General features: G+C 67.5%; 23 protein-coding genes and 1 pseudogene. 23 read left to right on the top strand and 1 reads right to left on the bottom strand.

Features of this window, described 5'->3' with window-relative positions:
• Window positions 1-15: 15 nt before the first annotated feature.
• The 23 genes and pseudogenes from rpsC to rplQ all read left to right on the top strand — a co-directional run bounded on the left by rpsC (window position 16) and on the right by rplQ (window position 11,881).
• On the top strand, window positions 16-708 hold the full coding sequence (gene rpsC, locus WMF46_RS42725) for a 30S ribosomal protein S3 (protein WP_061609597.1): 693 nt from the start codon (window positions 16-18) through the stop codon (window positions 706-708).
• A 12-nt stretch (window positions 709-720) separates the two neighbouring features.
• A complete protein-coding gene (gene rplP / locus WMF46_RS42720) occupies window positions 721-1,134 on the top strand; it encodes a 50S ribosomal protein L16 (protein WP_012240565.1) in 414 nt (137 codons plus the stop codon).
• An 8-nt stretch (window positions 1,135-1,142) separates the two neighbouring features.
• On the top strand, window positions 1,143-1,346 hold the full coding sequence (gene rpmC / locus WMF46_RS42715; RefSeq protein ID WP_012240564.1) for a 50S ribosomal protein L29: 204 nt from the start codon (window positions 1,143-1,145) through the stop codon (window positions 1,344-1,346).
• 53 nt (window positions 1,347-1,399) lie between these two features.
• Window positions 1,400-1,699 carry a 30S ribosomal protein S17 gene (gene rpsQ, locus WMF46_RS42710; RefSeq protein WP_044970145.1) on the top strand — a complete coding sequence of 100 codons (300 nt, stop codon included), beginning with the start codon at window positions 1,400-1,402 and terminating at the stop codon, window positions 1,697-1,699.
• Window positions 1,700-1,703: 4 nt separating this feature from the next.
• On the top strand, window positions 1,704-2,072 hold the full coding sequence (gene rplN, locus WMF46_RS42705) for a 50S ribosomal protein L14 (RefSeq protein ID WP_012240562.1): 369 nt from the start codon (window positions 1,704-1,706) through the stop codon (window positions 2,070-2,072).
• Entirely contained in the window at window positions 2,072-2,389 is a 318-nt protein-coding gene (gene rplX / locus WMF46_RS42700; RefSeq protein ID WP_272102121.1) for a 50S ribosomal protein L24, read from the top strand. Before rplN ends, rplX begins: the two co-directional genes overlap by 1 nt.
• A gap of 2 nt (window positions 2,390-2,391) precedes the next feature.
• Entirely contained in the window at window positions 2,392-3,117 is a 726-nt protein-coding gene (gene rplE, locus WMF46_RS42695) for a 50S ribosomal protein L5 (RefSeq protein ID WP_437982480.1), read from the top strand.
• 10 nt (window positions 3,118-3,127) lie between these two features.
• A complete protein-coding gene (locus WMF46_RS42690; RefSeq protein WP_437742268.1) occupies window positions 3,128-3,313 on the top strand; it encodes a type Z 30S ribosomal protein S14 in 186 nt (61 codons plus the stop codon).
• A 4-nt stretch (window positions 3,314-3,317) separates the two neighbouring features.
• Entirely contained in the window at window positions 3,318-3,713 is a 396-nt protein-coding gene (gene rpsH / locus WMF46_RS42685; RefSeq protein WP_012240558.1) for a 30S ribosomal protein S8, read from the top strand.
• Window positions 3,713-4,330, top strand: coding sequence for a 50S ribosomal protein L6 (rplF, locus tag WMF46_RS42680; protein WP_437277607.1), 618 nt, complete (start codon window positions 3,713-3,715; stop codon window positions 4,328-4,330). Before rpsH ends, rplF begins: the two co-directional genes overlap by 1 nt.
• A 47-nt stretch (window positions 4,331-4,377) precedes the next feature.
• On the top strand, window positions 4,378-4,737 hold the full coding sequence (gene rplR / locus WMF46_RS42675) for a 50S ribosomal protein L18 (RefSeq protein ID WP_437763670.1): 360 nt from the start codon (window positions 4,378-4,380) through the stop codon (window positions 4,735-4,737).
• A 79-nt stretch (window positions 4,738-4,816) separates the two neighbouring features.
• Window positions 4,817-5,296 (top strand): annotated as a pseudogene (gene rpsE / locus WMF46_RS42670) (30S ribosomal protein S5); the annotation flags it as partial.
• A gap of 134 nt (window positions 5,297-5,430) precedes the next feature.
• A complete protein-coding gene (gene rpmD, locus WMF46_RS42665; RefSeq protein WP_437295775.1) occupies window positions 5,431-5,634 on the top strand; it encodes a 50S ribosomal protein L30 in 204 nt (67 codons plus the stop codon).
• A gap of 50 nt (window positions 5,635-5,684) precedes the next feature.
• Window positions 5,685-6,176 (top strand): 50S ribosomal protein L15, encoded by a 492-nt coding sequence (gene rplO / locus WMF46_RS42660; protein WP_437742266.1) that lies wholly within the window; start codon window positions 5,685-5,687, stop codon window positions 6,174-6,176.
• Between the two features lie 44 nt (window positions 6,177-6,220).
• Complete coding sequence (gene secY, locus WMF46_RS42655; protein ID WP_012240552.1) at window positions 6,221-7,549, top strand: preprotein translocase subunit SecY; 1,329 nt, start codon at window positions 6,221-6,223, stop codon at window positions 7,547-7,549.
• A gap of 10 nt (window positions 7,550-7,559) precedes the next feature.
• Window positions 7,560-8,201 (top strand): adenylate kinase, encoded by a 642-nt coding sequence (locus WMF46_RS42650; protein WP_437982479.1) that lies wholly within the window; start codon window positions 7,560-7,562, stop codon window positions 8,199-8,201.
• On the top strand, window positions 8,198-8,449 hold the full coding sequence (gene infA, locus WMF46_RS42645) for a translation initiation factor IF-1 (protein ID WP_012240550.1): 252 nt from the start codon (window positions 8,198-8,200) through the stop codon (window positions 8,447-8,449). The genes WMF46_RS42650 and infA overlap by 4 nt, the downstream gene beginning before the upstream one ends.
• Window positions 8,450-8,480: 31 nt before the next feature.
• Window positions 8,481-8,597, top strand: a complete 117-nt coding sequence (rpmJ, locus tag WMF46_RS42640; protein WP_012240549.1) for a 50S ribosomal protein L36 — start codon at window positions 8,481-8,483, stop codon at window positions 8,595-8,597.
• A gap of 43 nt (window positions 8,598-8,640) precedes the next feature.
• Window positions 8,641-9,021 carry a 30S ribosomal protein S13 gene (gene rpsM, locus WMF46_RS42635; RefSeq protein WP_437982478.1) on the top strand — a complete coding sequence of 127 codons (381 nt, stop codon included), beginning with the start codon at window positions 8,641-8,643 and terminating at the stop codon, window positions 9,019-9,021.
• A 20-nt stretch (window positions 9,022-9,041) separates the two neighbouring features.
• On the top strand, window positions 9,042-9,452 hold the full coding sequence (rpsK, locus tag WMF46_RS42630; protein WP_437982477.1) for a 30S ribosomal protein S11: 411 nt from the start codon (window positions 9,042-9,044) through the stop codon (window positions 9,450-9,452).
• 11 nt (window positions 9,453-9,463) lie between these two features.
• Window positions 9,464-10,093, top strand: a complete 630-nt coding sequence (gene rpsD / locus WMF46_RS42625) for a 30S ribosomal protein S4 (RefSeq protein WP_437546525.1) — start codon at window positions 9,464-9,466, stop codon at window positions 10,091-10,093.
• A 208-nt stretch (window positions 10,094-10,301) separates the two neighbouring features.
• Window positions 10,302-11,342 (top strand): DNA-directed RNA polymerase subunit alpha, encoded by a 1,041-nt coding sequence (locus tag WMF46_RS42620; protein WP_437982476.1) that lies wholly within the window; start codon window positions 10,302-10,304, stop codon window positions 11,340-11,342.
• Between the two features lie 20 nt (window positions 11,343-11,362).
• Window positions 11,363-11,881: a 50S ribosomal protein L17 gene (gene rplQ, locus WMF46_RS42615; protein ID WP_012240544.1), complete on the top strand. Its 519-nt coding sequence runs from the start codon at window positions 11,363-11,365 to the stop codon at window positions 11,879-11,881.
• 142 nt (window positions 11,882-12,023) lie between these two features.
• Here rplQ and WMF46_RS42610 read toward each other — a convergent pair whose 3' ends face one another.
• The gene (locus tag WMF46_RS42610; protein WP_437982475.1) at window positions 12,024-14,117 is read right to left on the bottom strand and encodes a hypothetical protein; all 2,094 of its coding nucleotides are present in this window, start codon (window positions 14,115-14,117) and stop codon (window positions 12,024-12,026) included.
• Between the last annotated feature and the right edge of the window lie 3 nt (window positions 14,118-14,120).

Raw genomic sequence — 14,120 nt, 5'->3', positions numbered from 1 at the left:
AGAGGACCTGCCGATATGGGACAAAAGACCCATCCGTATGGCTTCCGCGTCGGTGTCATCAAGACGTGGAGCAGCAAGTGGTACGAGGACGGCGCTGCGTATCAGAAGTGGCTCCACCAGGACATCCGCATCAAGCGCGCGATCAAGCAGTACCTCTACAACGCCAACATCGCCGGCGTGGAGATCGAGCGCGCCGCGAACCGCGCGAAGGTGATCGTCTTCACCGCCCGCCCCGGCATGGTGATCGGCAAGGGCGGCAAGGGCATCGAGACGCTGAAGAGCGGGAACGTCGGCACCGCGTCGAAGGGTGAGACGCTCTTCCCCGGCGTGTCGTCGTTCACCGACAACGAGGTGTTCATCGACGTGCAGGAGGTCCGGAAGGCCGAGACCAACGCGCAGCTCGTCGCCGAGAACATCGCGACGCAGCTCGAGCGCCGGATCGCGTTCCGCCGGGCGATGAAGAAGGCGGTCGCCACCGCGATGAAGTTCGGCGCGAAGGGCATCCGCGTGCGCTGCGCCGGCAGGCTCGGTGGCAGCGAGATGAGCCGCGTCGAGACCTACCGCGAGGGCCGGGTGCCGCTGCACACGCTCCGCGCCGACATCGAGTTCGGCCTGGCCGAGGCGAAGACGAAGGTCGGCATCATCGGCGTGAAGGTCTGGATGTTCAAGGGCGAGGTCCTGCAGCGTAAGGCGCGCCGGATCCAGTAGAGGGATTGCAGAATGCTGTCTCCGAAGCGAACCAAGTTCCGCAAGATGCAGAAGGGGAACAACCGCGGCCTCGCCATGACGGGCAGCGACGTCTCCTTCGGCGACTTTGCGCTCCAGTGCGTCGAGCCTGCCCGCGTCACCTCGCGGCAGATCGAGGCGGCTCGTATGGCGATCCAGCGGCACGTGAAGCGCGCGGGCAAGCTCTGGATCCGCATCTTCCCGGACCGCCCGGTGACGAAGAAGCCGCTCGAGGTCCGCATGGGTGGGGGCAAGGGCGCGCCCGAGGAGTGGTGCGCGCTCGTGCAGCCGGGCCGCGTGATGTACGAGATCAGCGGCGTGAGCGAGGAGACTGCGAAGGAGGCGTTCCGCCTCGCGTCGCACAAGCTCCCGATGCAGTGCAAGTTCCTCGCCCGCGGGCTGACGTGAGGTAGGCGATGAAGGCGAAGGATTTGCGTGAACGCACCACCGAGCACCTGCGCGAGCTCGAGAAGTCTCTGGCGGCGGGCCTGTTCGAGGCGCGGTTCAAGAATTTCACGAATCGGCTGAACGACACGGCGACGATCCGCAAGGCGAAGCGGGATCTCGCGCGGGTGAAGACGATCCTCACGCAGCGCGCGCGTGCCGAGGAGAAGGCGTAGCCATGGCGAAGAAGAAGGCAGAGACCCAGCAGCCGGCCGCTGCGGCGCCCGAGCTGGCAGCCGCGGCGCCTGCGCAGGCCGAGACCGAGGCGAAGGCGCACGGCTTCCGGCGCAAGCTGGTCGGCAAGGTGACCAGCAACAAGATGAACAAGACGGTCACCGTCGAGGTCATCCGGAACGCGCTCGACCCTGTGTACAAGAAGTACGTCCGTCAGCGGGAGCGCTACAAGGCGCACGACGAGACGAACCAGTACAAGGTGGGCGATCGCGTCGAGATCACGGAGCACAGGCCGATCTCCCGCGACAAGCGGTGGCTCGTGACCAAGCTCGTTGCCCGCCCGGTGGAGGAGTAGCGCCATGATCCAGGTGTCGACGCATCTCGAGGTCGCGGACAACTCCGGCGCCCGAATCGTGAAGTGCATCAAGGTGCTCGGCGGCTCGCGCCGCAAGTACGCCGCCCTCGGCGACGTCATCGTCGTCTCGATCAAGGAGGCGTTGCCGGGCACCAAGGTGAAGAAGGGCGAGACGGCGCGCGCCGTCGTCGTCCGCACCGCCCGGGAGTACCAGCGCTCGGATGGCAGCTACATCAAGTTCGACGGGAACAGCGCGGTCCTTATCAACAAGGAGAAGGAGCCGATCGGTACCCGTATCTTCGGGCCGGTCGCTCGTGAGCTCCGCGCGAAGAAGTTCATGAAGATCATCTCTCTCGCTCCGGAGGTCCTCTGATGAAGCGCCTCAGGGTCGGTGACCTCGTGCAGGTCATCAGCGGCAAGGAGGAGGGGAAGCAGGGCCGGATCACCAAGATCCTCGCTGACGAGGATCGCGTGGTCGTGGAAGGCCTGAACACGGTGACCCGCCACCAGCGGCCCACGCCTCGCAACCAGGAGGGTGGGAAGATCACCAAGGAGGCGCCGATTCACGCCTCGAATGTCATGCCGGTCGATCCGGCGACGGGCAAGCCGACGCGCGTAAAGGTCCGCGTCGGTGAGGACGGCAAGAAGACGCGCGTCGGCAAGAGCGGCAGCGCGATCGGTGTGGGCTAGCCATGGCGGACAAGAAGGACAAGGACAAGGCGGCCAAGGACGCCGGCAAGGGCAAGGACAAGCCCAAGCCGCAGCAGGCCAAGCCGCAGGCGCCCGCCAAGAGCAAGGAAGCCAAGGGCGCGAAGGCCAAGGGCGCCGAGACCGAGGCCTCCGGGCCGACCGAGGAGCGCCCGCGCGACCCGAACTACGCGCCGCGGCTCCGCACGCACTACAGGAAGAGCGTGACGGCCGCGCTTGCGAAGAAGTTCGGCTACAAGAACCCGATGATGGTGCCCCGCCTGCAGAAGGTGGTCATCAACATGGGGCTCGGCGCCGCGGTGCAGAACCCGAAGATCATCGACTCCGCCGTCGAGGACATGCGGGCGATCTCCGGCCAGAAGCCGGTGGTTACCCGTGCCCGGAAGTCGATCGCAACCTTCAAGCTGCGCGAGAACCTGCCCATCGGGGTGATGGTGACCCTGCGTGCCGAGCGGATGTGGGAGTTCGTGGATCGCCTGATCGCGTTCTCTCTCCCGCGTGTTCGCGACTTCAAGGGCGTGAGCCCGAAGGGGTTCGACGGCAAGGGTAACTTCACGATGGGCCTGCGCGAGCAGATCATCTTCCCCGAGATCGACTACGACAAGATCGATGTCGTGAAGGGGCTCAACATCTCGTTCGTGACCACGGCGAAGACGGACGAAGAAGGACGCGCGCTCCTGACCGAGCTTGGCATCCCGTTCCGGCATTGAGGGATTTTCGATGGCCCGTGCAAAAGAGTTTGCGAAGCTGAACCGTCCGCCGAAGTTTTCTACGCGGCAAAAGAACCGTTGCAAGGTGTGCGGGCGCGCGCGCGCTTACTACCGCGACTTCGAGCTCTGCCGCGTCTGCCTTCGGTTGTTCGCGCTGCGTGGTGAGCTCCCTGGTGTGATCAAGGCCAGCTGGTGATTCTATGATGACCGATCCCATCGCCGACATGCTGACCCGCATTCGCAACGCGGCGCTCGCGCGGCACGACCGGACCGAGGTCCCCGCGAGCCGCATCAAGGCCGCGGTCGCGGAGATCCTCAAGTCCGAGGGCTTCATCGCCGACGTGCGCGAGACCGAGGGCGAGGGTCCCAAGAAGCTCACGATCGTGCTGAAGTACGGGCGCGATCGACAGAGCGCGATCGACGGCGTGCGCCGCGTCTCCCGCCCCGGGCGCCGCGTGTACGTGCGTCACGACAGGATCCCGCGTGTGTTCAGCGGGCTCGGGATCTCGATCCTGAGCACGTCCCGCGGGCTCATGAGCGACAGGGATGCGCGCCGTCTCAAGATGGGTGGCGAGCTGATCTGCGAGGTGTGGTGATGGAAGCTCAGGCGAACGCAGCCCAGCCCGCGAACGGTGACAGCCGGCTCGCTCCGAAGACGTCGCGCGTTGGCAAGCGCCCGATCGACCTGCCGAAGGGGGTCACCGCGACCGTCAACGGCCGGAAGATCGACGTCAAGGGCCCGAAGGGCCAGCTCTCCCGCGCGATCACCGACAAGGTGGACATCAAGCTCGAGGGCAGCAAGCTGCACGTGAGCTCGGTGGCGCCGGGGCGCGACGGATCGCGCCTCCAGGGCCTCACGCGGGCGCTCGTGGCCGCGATGGTGAAGGGCGTCGCCGAGGGCTACGAGCGGACGCTCGAGCTCAAGGGGACCGGCTATCGCGTCGAGCTCAAGGGCACGACGCTGAACTTCGCCCTCGGCTTCTCCCACCCGGTGACGTTCCCGGTGCCGACGGGGCTCACGGCGACGATCCCGGCGGACTCGAAGGGCACCGTCCTGGTCCTGACGGGCGCGGACAAGGAGCTCATCGGGCAGACGGCCGCGACGATCCGTGGCTTCAGGCCGCCGGAGCCGTACGGCGGCAAGGGCGTCCGTTACCGCGGCGAGCGCGTGCGGGAGAAGGCTGGCAAGGCCGGCAAGGGCGGCAAGAAGTAAAGGCGAGCGGCGGCGTGTACGCCGCTGCACCGAGGGACGAGACGGTCATGGGCATGAAAATCGTCGGTCGGGAGCGCCGGAAGCTCCGTATCCGCAAGAAGGTCGAGGGGACGCCGGAGCGCCCGCGCCTCAGCGTCTTCCGCAGCTCGAAGCACATTTACGCTCAGGTCATCGACGACGTGAGCGGCAAGACCCTCGCCCACGCTTCGACTCTGTCGAAGGACCTCAAGGGCTCCCTCGACGAGGACAACAAGGTCGAGGCGGCGAAGAAGGTCGGGGCTCTGATCGCGAGGATCTGCAAGGAGAGGCAGATCGGCAAGGTCGTCTTCGACCGCAACGGCTATCTGTATCACGGGCGCGTCAGCGCCCTCGCCCAGGCGGCGCGCGAGGCAGGTCTCGATTTCTGACTCCCACAGCCGCTGCCCTGATGGTGAGGGCGGCGGGCGCGGTCAACTGCCGCGGCGGAGAACGTGATAGAGGACGGTTATGGCGTTCGATCATGTCGACGAAGAGAAGCTGAAAGAGCGAGTCATCCACATCAACCGCGTCGCCAAGGTCGTCAAGGGCGGCCGGCGCTTCAGCTTCTCGGCGCTGGTCGTGGTGGGCGACGAAGCGGGGCACGTGGGCATCGGCCTGGGCAAGGCCAACGAGGTGCCGGAGGCCATCCGCAAGGGGAACGATCAGGCTCGCAAGAACCTGTTCCGCATTCCCCTGGACGGCGTGACCATCCCGCACGACTCGTTCGGCCACGTCGGGGCGGGCAAGGTCCTGCTGAAGCCGGCCAGCCCTGGGACGGGCGTCATCGCCGGCGGCGCGGTGCGCGCCGTCGTCGAGTCGGCGGGGATTCACGACGTGCTGTCGAAGTCGCTCGGCACGAGCAACCCGCACAACGTCGTGCACGCGACCGTCGCGGCACTCCGTGGGCTGAAGAGCCCGGAGAGCGTCGCCGGGAAGCGGTCGATGCAGCTCGACTCGCTCGACTACCAGCGCCGCGGAAGCACGAACACCGCGGGTCGACGGCGCGCGAGCGTGGCGCCGCCCCCCGGGAAGCCGGCCGGCGGCGGTGGCGCACCGAGCGGCGGCGGTGAAGGAGGCTCGCAGTGAAGCTCCGGGTACGTCAGAAGGCCAGCAACATCGGCCAGGTCGAGCACACCCGCAAGATCATCAAGGGGCTCGGCCTGCGTGGGCCGGGGTCCGTGGTGGTCGTCGCGAACACGCCCTCGTTCCGTGGCATGGTGAAGAAGGTCCTCCACCTCGTCGAGGTCGAGGAGGTCGCCGACGGAGCGACCTCGTCGAAGGCCTGAGAAGCGAGATCGTCATTCGAGCGGAGTCGCCGCGTACGGAAGTGTGAAACATGGACATTCTTTCTAAGCTCCAAGCCCCTGAGGGCGCCGTAACCAAGAGGCTCCGCGTTGGGCGTGGCGTGGGGTCGGGCGTCGGCAAGACGTCTGGCCGCGGACAAAAAGGGCAGAAGGCGCGGGCCGGCGGCAACATCAACAAGAAGCACTTTCAGGGCGGGCAGACGCCGATCCAGCGTCGCCTCCCGAAGCGTGGCTTCCGCAATCCGCTCGCGGACATCGTCGTCAACGTCAACGTCGGCGACCTCGAGGCGTTCGACAATGGCGCCCAAGTCGATCTGATCGCGCTCCACGAGCGCCGCCTCGTGCAGGGGCGGTTCGACGTGCTGAAGATCCTCGGCGACGGTGAGCTCACGAAGAAGCTCACGGTGACGGCGCACCGCTTCTCCAAGGGAGCGGTCGAGAAGATCGAGAAGGCGGGGGGCAAGGCGGTCGTGCTCGCGGCGCCTGCACCCCAGGGCAACTCGACGGACTCCTCGTCCTCGTAGTCAGCGCGCACGCGCACCCACCAAGCCGGAGTCCAGGATCGCCTATGGCCAGCCTCGCGGGAATCACCAACTTCCACAAGATCCCCGAGCTCCGGCGACGCGTGATCTTCACCCTGGTGATGCTCGCGGTCTACCGGGTCGGCGTCTTCGTGACGACGCCCGGCGTCGACCGGAACGCGATGCGGCAGTACGTCGCGAAGCAGTCCGGCGGGCTCCTGAGCTTCTTCAACATGTTCTCGGGCGGCGCGCTGGAGAACCTGTCGATCTTCGCGCTCGGGATCATGCCGTACATCTCGGCCTCGATCATCATGCAGCTCATGGGCATGGTCTACAAGCCCATCGACGAGCTGCGGAAAGAGGGCGAGCAGGGTCGCCGGCGGATCGATCAGTACACGCGGTACGGCACGGTCGCGCTCTCGCTGTTCCAGGCCTTCTCGATCGCGAAGATGCTCGAGGGCCTGTCGAGCAGCGAGACCGGGGCCGGGATCGTGAACCATCCCGGCATCGGCTTTCAGCTGATGACGGTCATCACGCTGACGACCGGGACCGCGTTCCTGATGTGGATCGGCGAGCAGATCACGGAGCGCGGCGTCTCGAACGGCGTCTCGCTCCTGATCTTCGCGAGCATCGTCACGCGCATCCCGGAGGAGATCGGCAACTACTTCGCCCAGAACGCCGGCGATCTCCAGCCCCTGACGATGGCCGCGATCGTCGCGTTCATCGTGTTCGTCATCGCGGTGATCGCGTTCTTCGAGAACGGCAGGCGTCAGATCCCGATCGTGTACTCGCGGCGCCAGGTCGGTCGCCGCGTCTACGGCGGGCAGACGGCGCACCTGCCGCTGAAGGTGAACACGTCCGGGACCATCCCCCCCATCTTCGCGTCGTCGCTGCTGATGTTCCCGCAGACGCTCGCGAACATGAACGTCCCCGGGGCCGAGCAGATTCAGGCGATCATCAACCGGGGGGACTGGGTCTTCAACACCGGCTACGCGCTGCTCATCATCTTCTTCTGCTTCTTCTACACGAACGTCACGTTCCAGCCGGTGGACGTCGCGGAGAACCTGAAGAAGCAACAGGCAAACATTCCCGGGATCAGGCCAGGCAAGCAGACGGCGGACTACATTCACCGCGTGATCCAGCGGATCACCGTGGGCGGCGCGCTCTATGTCGCCGCGGTGTGCGTGGTGCCCTCGATCGTCGGCAACCTGCTGCGTGTCCCCTTCGGCTTCGGAGGCACGTCGCTCATGATCGTCGTCGGCGTCGCGCTCGACACCGTGAACCAGCTGGAGGCGCACCTGATCACGCGGAGCTACGAGGGGCTGACGGGCCCCGGTGCCACCCGCATCCGGGGCCGCAGGCTCCCGGAAGCGTGATGGAGGGCAAATGATCTTGGTTCTGGTGGGGCCTCCTGGAGCTGGAAAGGGTACGCAGGCGAAGCTGCTGTGCGCCCGCTTCGGCATCCCGCAAATCTCGACCGGCGACATGCTGCGCGAGGCAAAGCGGTCGGGGACCTTGGAGAAGCGCTATCTGGACATCATGGACTCTGGCGGACTCCTGCCGGATGAGGCCGTCATCGGCCTCATCGCTCGCAGGACGGTCGAGCCCGACTGCAGCAATGGCTTCCTCCTGGACGGATTCCCCAGGACGGTGCCCCAGGCAGACGCGCTCGACGAGCTGCTCGCCAGCCAGGGCGGTGCGCGGATTGATGCGGTGATCCAGCTGGACGTGGCGCGCCCCCTGCTCGAGGAGCGGCTGATCCATCGCCGAACTGACAAACTCAGTGGACAGATATATCATCTCGTCTATAATCCGCCGCCCCTCGGTGCGGAGCTAGAGCATCGGGCCGATGATCGGCCCGAGGCTGTTGCAAAGCGTCTCGACGCCTACGAGGCGATGACGGCCGCCCTTCTTCCGTTCTACGAGCAGAAGAAGCTGCTGCATCGCGTCGATGGAGTCGGGAAGCCTGAAGAAGTGACACACAGGGTGCTGTCGGCCATTGGCCGGCCGGGCTCGGGTGGAGAATGAGGCGTAAGAATCAGACCAGACCGCCGAAGGAACCGAAGGGCGACAAGCTCGAGTTCGACGGCGTGGTTCAAGAGGCCCTGCCGAACGCCATGTTTCGCGTGAAGGCGGACAACGGCCTCGGCGTCCTCGCGACCATCAGCGGCCGGATGCGGCAGTACTACATCAAGATCCTGCCGGGCGACCGCGTGACCGTCGAGGTCTCGCCGTATGACCCGAGCCGAGGCCGGATCACGTACCGGCATAAGTAACGTAGTTTTTTGAGGAATCTGGAGGCTCCCCGTGAAGGTGCGCCCGAGCGTCAAGAAGATCTGCGACAAGTGCAAGGTGGTCCGGCGGCGTGGTGTCGTTCGGATCATCTGCGAGAACCCCCGCCACAAGCAGCGCCAGGGGAACTAGCTCTTTCGGCGGAAGCCCGCCCTCGTTTCGGTTTGGAGTAACCATGGCTCGTATCGCTGGTGTCGATCTCCCGCGTCGGAAGCATGTCGCCTACGCCCTGCCGTACCTGTTCGGCATCGGGCGGACCCTCGCCTTGAAAATCTGCGAGAAGACCAACATTCCGCAGAACAAGCGGGTCGAGGAGCTCAGCGACGCTGAGGTGAAGGCGATCCGCGACCTCCTGGACGCCGAGTACAAGGTCGAGGGCGACCTGCGGCGCGAGGTGCAGCTCAACATCAAGCGGCTCATGGACCTCGGCTGCTACCGAGGGCTCCGCCACCGGCGCGGGCTCCCGGCGAACGGGCAGAGGACGCATACGAACGCGCGCACCCGGAAGGGACCGCGCAAGGGCATGTTGCAGCGGCGTCCTGCCGCGACCAAGTGACGAGCGGGGATTAGGACGCCATGGCGCAAGCGAAGACGGCTGCCACTACCACGAAGGCCAAGCAGAAGAAGAAGGTCAGGAAGAATGTCTCCGCGGGTATCGCGCACATTCAGTCGACCTTCAACAACACGGTCGTGACGATCACGGACATCAACGGCAACGCGATTGCGTGGTCGTCCGCTGGCGCTCGCGGCTTCAAGGGATCGCGCAAGTCGACGCCGTTCGCCGCGCAGCTCGCGGCGGAAGAGGCGGCGCGCCGGGCGCAGGAGCACGGGATGCGCTCGGTCGCCGTGTTCGTGAAGGGGCCGGGGGCCGGGCGTGAGAGCGCGCTCCGTGCGCTCCAGACCGCTGGCTTCAAGGTGACGCTGATCCGCGACGTCACGCCGATCCCCCACAACGGTTGCAGGCCGCCCAAGCGGCGCAGGGTTTGAGGTAATTCACGATGGCTCGCTACATTGGTCCGGTCTGCAAGCTCTGCCGCCGCGAGGGGATGAAGCTCTACCTCAAGGGCGAGCGGTGCTACTCCGAGAAGTGCGCGTACACGCGGCGCCCGTATCCCCCCGGCCAGCACGGGCAGGGGCGCATCAAGCTGAGCGAGTACGCGGTGCGCCTGCGCGAGAAGCAAAAGGTGCGTCGCATCTACGGCGTGCTCGAGCGGCAGTTCAGCGGGTATTTCCAGGAGGCCAACCGGCGCAAGGGCCGGACGGGCGAGGAGATGCTCGGGCTGCTGGAGCGGCGGCTCGACAACGTGGTGCACCGGATGGGCTTCGGCTCGTCCCGCGCCGAGGCGCGCCAGCTCGTCCGGCACGGGCACGTGAACGTGAACGGCAAGCGGCTGGACATCCCGAGCTACGTCGTGCGGGCGGGTGACCGGGTCGAGCTCACCGAGGGGGCGCGCAAGTTCAAGAGCGTCCTCGCTTCCATCGGCGGCGCGGACAAGCGGCCGGTCGCGAGCTGGATCGACGTGGATCGCGCGGCGTTCACCGGTGCGGTCAAGGGCGCGCCGATCCGCGAGGATCTCAACGAGCCGGAGATCCGCGAGCAGCTCGTCGTCGAGTACTACTCGCGCTGATAGCGCGAGGGCGGCGCGGAGGAGGGCGGCGTCGCGAGCGCACCTTGCAGGGTGCGCTCGCTCGCTGCGGGCTCCCCTCGGCGCCGCCGTCCCGCGCTCGCGCGCGGGGGCATGGAGCCTAGGATGCGGGCAGGAGGCGGCGCCGACCGGTCGAGTGCGGCCGCGGCGTGAGACCTCCGCGCAAACCTCATGAAGGAAGGAGATCGCCATGACGATGAACAACCCGAACCTCACGATGATCGCCCGTAACTGGCGCGATCTGATCCGGCCCAAGGGCATCTCGATCGACGCGGACAGCGGGACCCAGTTCTACGCCAAGTTCACGTGTGAGCCCCTGGAGCGCGGCTTCGGGATCACGATCGGCAACTCGCTGCGCCGCGTGCTGCTCTCCTCCCTCCAGGGGGCGGCCGCGACGGCCATCCGCATCGAGGGCGCGCTGCACGAGTTCACCACCGTGCCGGACGTGGTCGAGGACGTGAGCGACATCATCCTCAACGTGAAGGAGGTCGTCTTCAAGGCGGCCACCCCGAAGACGTACTCGGTGCGGATCGACCGCGAGGGGCCCGGGCCCGTGTACGCGCGCGACATCCAGCTTGTCGAGGGCCTGTCGGTGCTCAACCCCGACCACCTCGTCGCCGTGCTCGACAAGAAGGGCCCGCTCTCGATGGAGCTCACCGTCAACGTGGGTCGCGGCTATGTGCCCGCCGAGCGTAACAAGACGCCGACGATGCCCATCGGGACGATCCCGATCGACGCGCTGTTCTCTCCGATCCGCAAGGTGAACTACACCGTGCAGAACGCCCGCGTCGGGCAGGTGACCGATTACGACAAGCTCACGCTCGAGGTCTGGACCAACGGGTCCGTCTCGCCGGCGGACGCGGTCGCCTTCGCCGCGAAGATCCTCAAGGAGCAGCTCTCCATCTGGGTCAACTTCGAGGAGAGCGAGGAGACGAGCTACCAGGCGGTGATGAGCGACGACGAGCCGCTCAACGAGAACCTGTTCCGCTCCGTCGAGGAGCTCGAGCTGAGCGTCCGCTCCGCGAACTGCTTGCAGAACGCGAACATCACGCTCATCGGCGAGCTCGTGCAGCGGACCGAGCAGGACATGCTCAAGACCAAGAACTTCGGTCGCAAGTCGCTGAAGGAAATCAAAGAGATCCTCGCGAACATGGGGCTCTCGCTCGGGATGAAGATCGACAACTGGCCGCAGCTCCTCGAGCGCTGGAAAGCGCAGCAGGCGCAGGCGTGAGTCGGTACTGAGGGAACGTCATGCGTCACAAGAAAGCGGGCAGGCAGTTTGGTCGGGATACCTCCAGCCGCAGGGCGATGCTTCGCAACCTGACGGCGAACCTGATCACCCACGAGCGGATCGAGACGACCGACGCCAAGGCGAAGGAGCTGCGGCGCGTGGCCGAGCGGCTCATCACCAAGGCGACGCGGCTCGGCAAGGTCGCGTACACCGCGCACGGGGAGCTCAGCCCCGGCGACAGAGCGCGCCGGCTCCACGCCGAGCGGCTCGTGGGCAGCTACATCCCTCGCTGGGGGGTCGCGACCGACGGCAAGAAGGTCGACATCATCGCGAAGGTGATGATCGATCTCTCGAAGCGCTTCGAGGGGCGGCCGGGCGGCTACACGCGGATCATCAAGCTCGGTCCGCGCCGCGGTGACTGCGCGCAGATGAGCCTCATCGAGTTCATCGACGCGCCGCCGGTCGCGGACGCGCCTGCGCAGGCCGCCGAGCCGGTCGCCGCGGCGGAGCCGGCCACCCCGGCGACGACCGCCGGCTGAGCCGGAACCAGGCCGGCGCCGTGCGGCGCCGGCACAGCCGCAGACAGAACGCCGGGAGAGCGCTCAGCTCGCCCGGCGTTTCTGCGTTGTGAGCCCGGCGCTCAGGGGCCGGCCGCTGCGTGGGCCTGGCGCTCGCGACGGCTCAGCGGTCGCGCGCGCCGGCTTCAGGGGCGTCGTCGCTCCGCGGCTCCGCCTCCTCGACAGGCTGTGCTGGCAGGTCGGGGTCCGCCTTCGAGGCGGCGGATGGGGCCGGCTCGGGAGACATCTGGGGCTGCGAAGGAACGGCGCTGTCCTGCCTTCGGGGCGGCGCCGAAGCTGGTGATTCGGTCGGCTGCGGAGGGGGCGGCGCCGATGCAGGAGACGCCGGCGGGGGCGGCGCCGAGGCCGGTGATGCGGTCGGCTGCGGAGGGGATGGCGCCGAGGCAGGAGACGCCGGCGGGGGCGGAGGAACGGTGCCGGGTTGCGCTCGAGCGGGCGACGGCGCGCTCCGTCGCCGGGCGATGAAGAACATCGAGAGCACCGCGGCGAGGCCTACCGCTCCCGCGGCGATGTGGCGGTTCGTCTGGCTCTTCCGCTCCGCGATCTTGTCCCCGAGCGAGGCGAGCGCCGCCCTCGCGCCGGCGTGGGATGGATCGAGCTCGATCGCACGCTCCAGCACGAACTTGTCCGGTGTGCCGCGCTCGATGAGGAGCGCGCCCTCGAGGTAGGCGATCTCCGCTTCGATCTTCTTCGCGCGCTCGCCTGCCGCGTCGAGGCGCAGCGCCTTGCGCAGCATGGCGAGCGCGTCGTCGCGCCGGTCGGCAGACAGCGATCGCGCCCGCTCCACGTAGGCGTCCACCATCTCCTTGCGGCGCTCGAAGAGCGGCGCGCGGGCGAGCACCTTGTCGAACGCGTCGGTCGCCTCGGCGGGCTTGCCCGCGCTCGCCGCGGCGACGCCCTCGTCCATCAGCTTGTACACCTCCGCGAGGCGCGCGCGATCGTACGTCCCGAAGAGCTCGCGCGCGACACGGTCCCACGACCACTCGCGCGGCGGCTTCGCGCCGGTGAGGTCCAGGTAGGCGTCGCGGAGCTGCCAGATGCCGGGCTCGCCGATCGCGGAGATCGCCTCCCGCGCGGCGTCGCGCAGCCGCGCGCGGTCGCTGTTGCAGAAGCTCAGGATCACGCGCACGGCGTCCACGTCCCGGACGCGGCCGTAGGCGCGGAGGACGTCGGCCAGGATCTGCGTGTCATTCGACGCGATCGCCTCGCCGGGGATCGCCCGGCCGAGCAGGTCGAGCTGCTTGTTGGCCCACCGCTGTACGATCTTGGCGTCGTGCTGGCGCGCCTCGATCAGCGCGGGGACCGCCTTGTCGCGCAGCTTGGCCACCTGCCGCTGGAGATCGATGCGGAGCAGCTCGCCGAAATAGGCGTGCAGCGCGATGAGCTCGCGGACCGCAGGCGTCGAGCCTGCAGCGGCGAGCATCCGCTCCATCGCGAGCAGCTTGACGACATCGCGCCACGCGCTGTCCCGCGGCCGCGCCGCGGCCAGCATGAAATCCAGCCAGTCCCCCTCGTCCTTCTCGTCGTCAGCGCCCTTCTTGGCGCTCTGGTCGGCCTTGGTGTCCTTCTTTGCGCCCTTCGCGTCGCCGGCGTCCTTCTTTGCGCCCTGCTCGGCCTTCGCGTCCTTCTTCGTGTCACCGGCGCTCTTCTTTGCGTCACCGGCGCCCTTCTTCGCGTCGCCGGCGCCCTTCTTCGCGCCCTTGTCGGCCTTCGCGTCTGCAGTCTTCTTCTTGTTGCCGTCGCGCTCGTCCTCCCCCTTCATCGCCTTGCGGGCTTCTCTGCGCGCGTCCGCGAGCACGCGAGGCGCCGCGTTCCGATCGAGCGAGCCGCGGATGTCCTGAATGCGCAGCCGCACCGCATCGACGATGCCGGGGATCGGCTCATCGAGGGCCGCGCGGGCGTTCTCCCGCGAGCGCGCGTCCTCCGACGTGATCTGGTCGAGTATCCGGTCGAGCTCACGGACCGCGGAGATGTCAGGCTCCGGGCGGACGATCGGGGCGAGGCGCGGGAGCTCGGGGAGCGCGGAGGAGGCCGGCGCGGAAGTGCCCGCGTCGCGCTCGCCGGCGGCGCGCGCCGGAGGCGTCGCGAGCGGCGCCCCTGCGAGCAGGCCGATCAGGACGAGCCACGCGCACGCCGGCGTGCGTCGCCGCGCCGATCGCGCGCCTGCGCCCCTCGGATCCGACGTGTGACGTGCCAAGCG

Source organism: Sorangium sp. So ce117 (genome assembly GCF_051524395.1).
In the GTDB taxonomy this organism is placed as follows: domain Bacteria; phylum Myxococcota_A; class Polyangia; order Polyangiales; family Polyangiaceae; genus Sorangium; species Sorangium cellulosum_B.
Note: the sequence above shows the minus strand (reverse complement) of the source record. Positions and strands in the feature narration are given on the sequence as shown.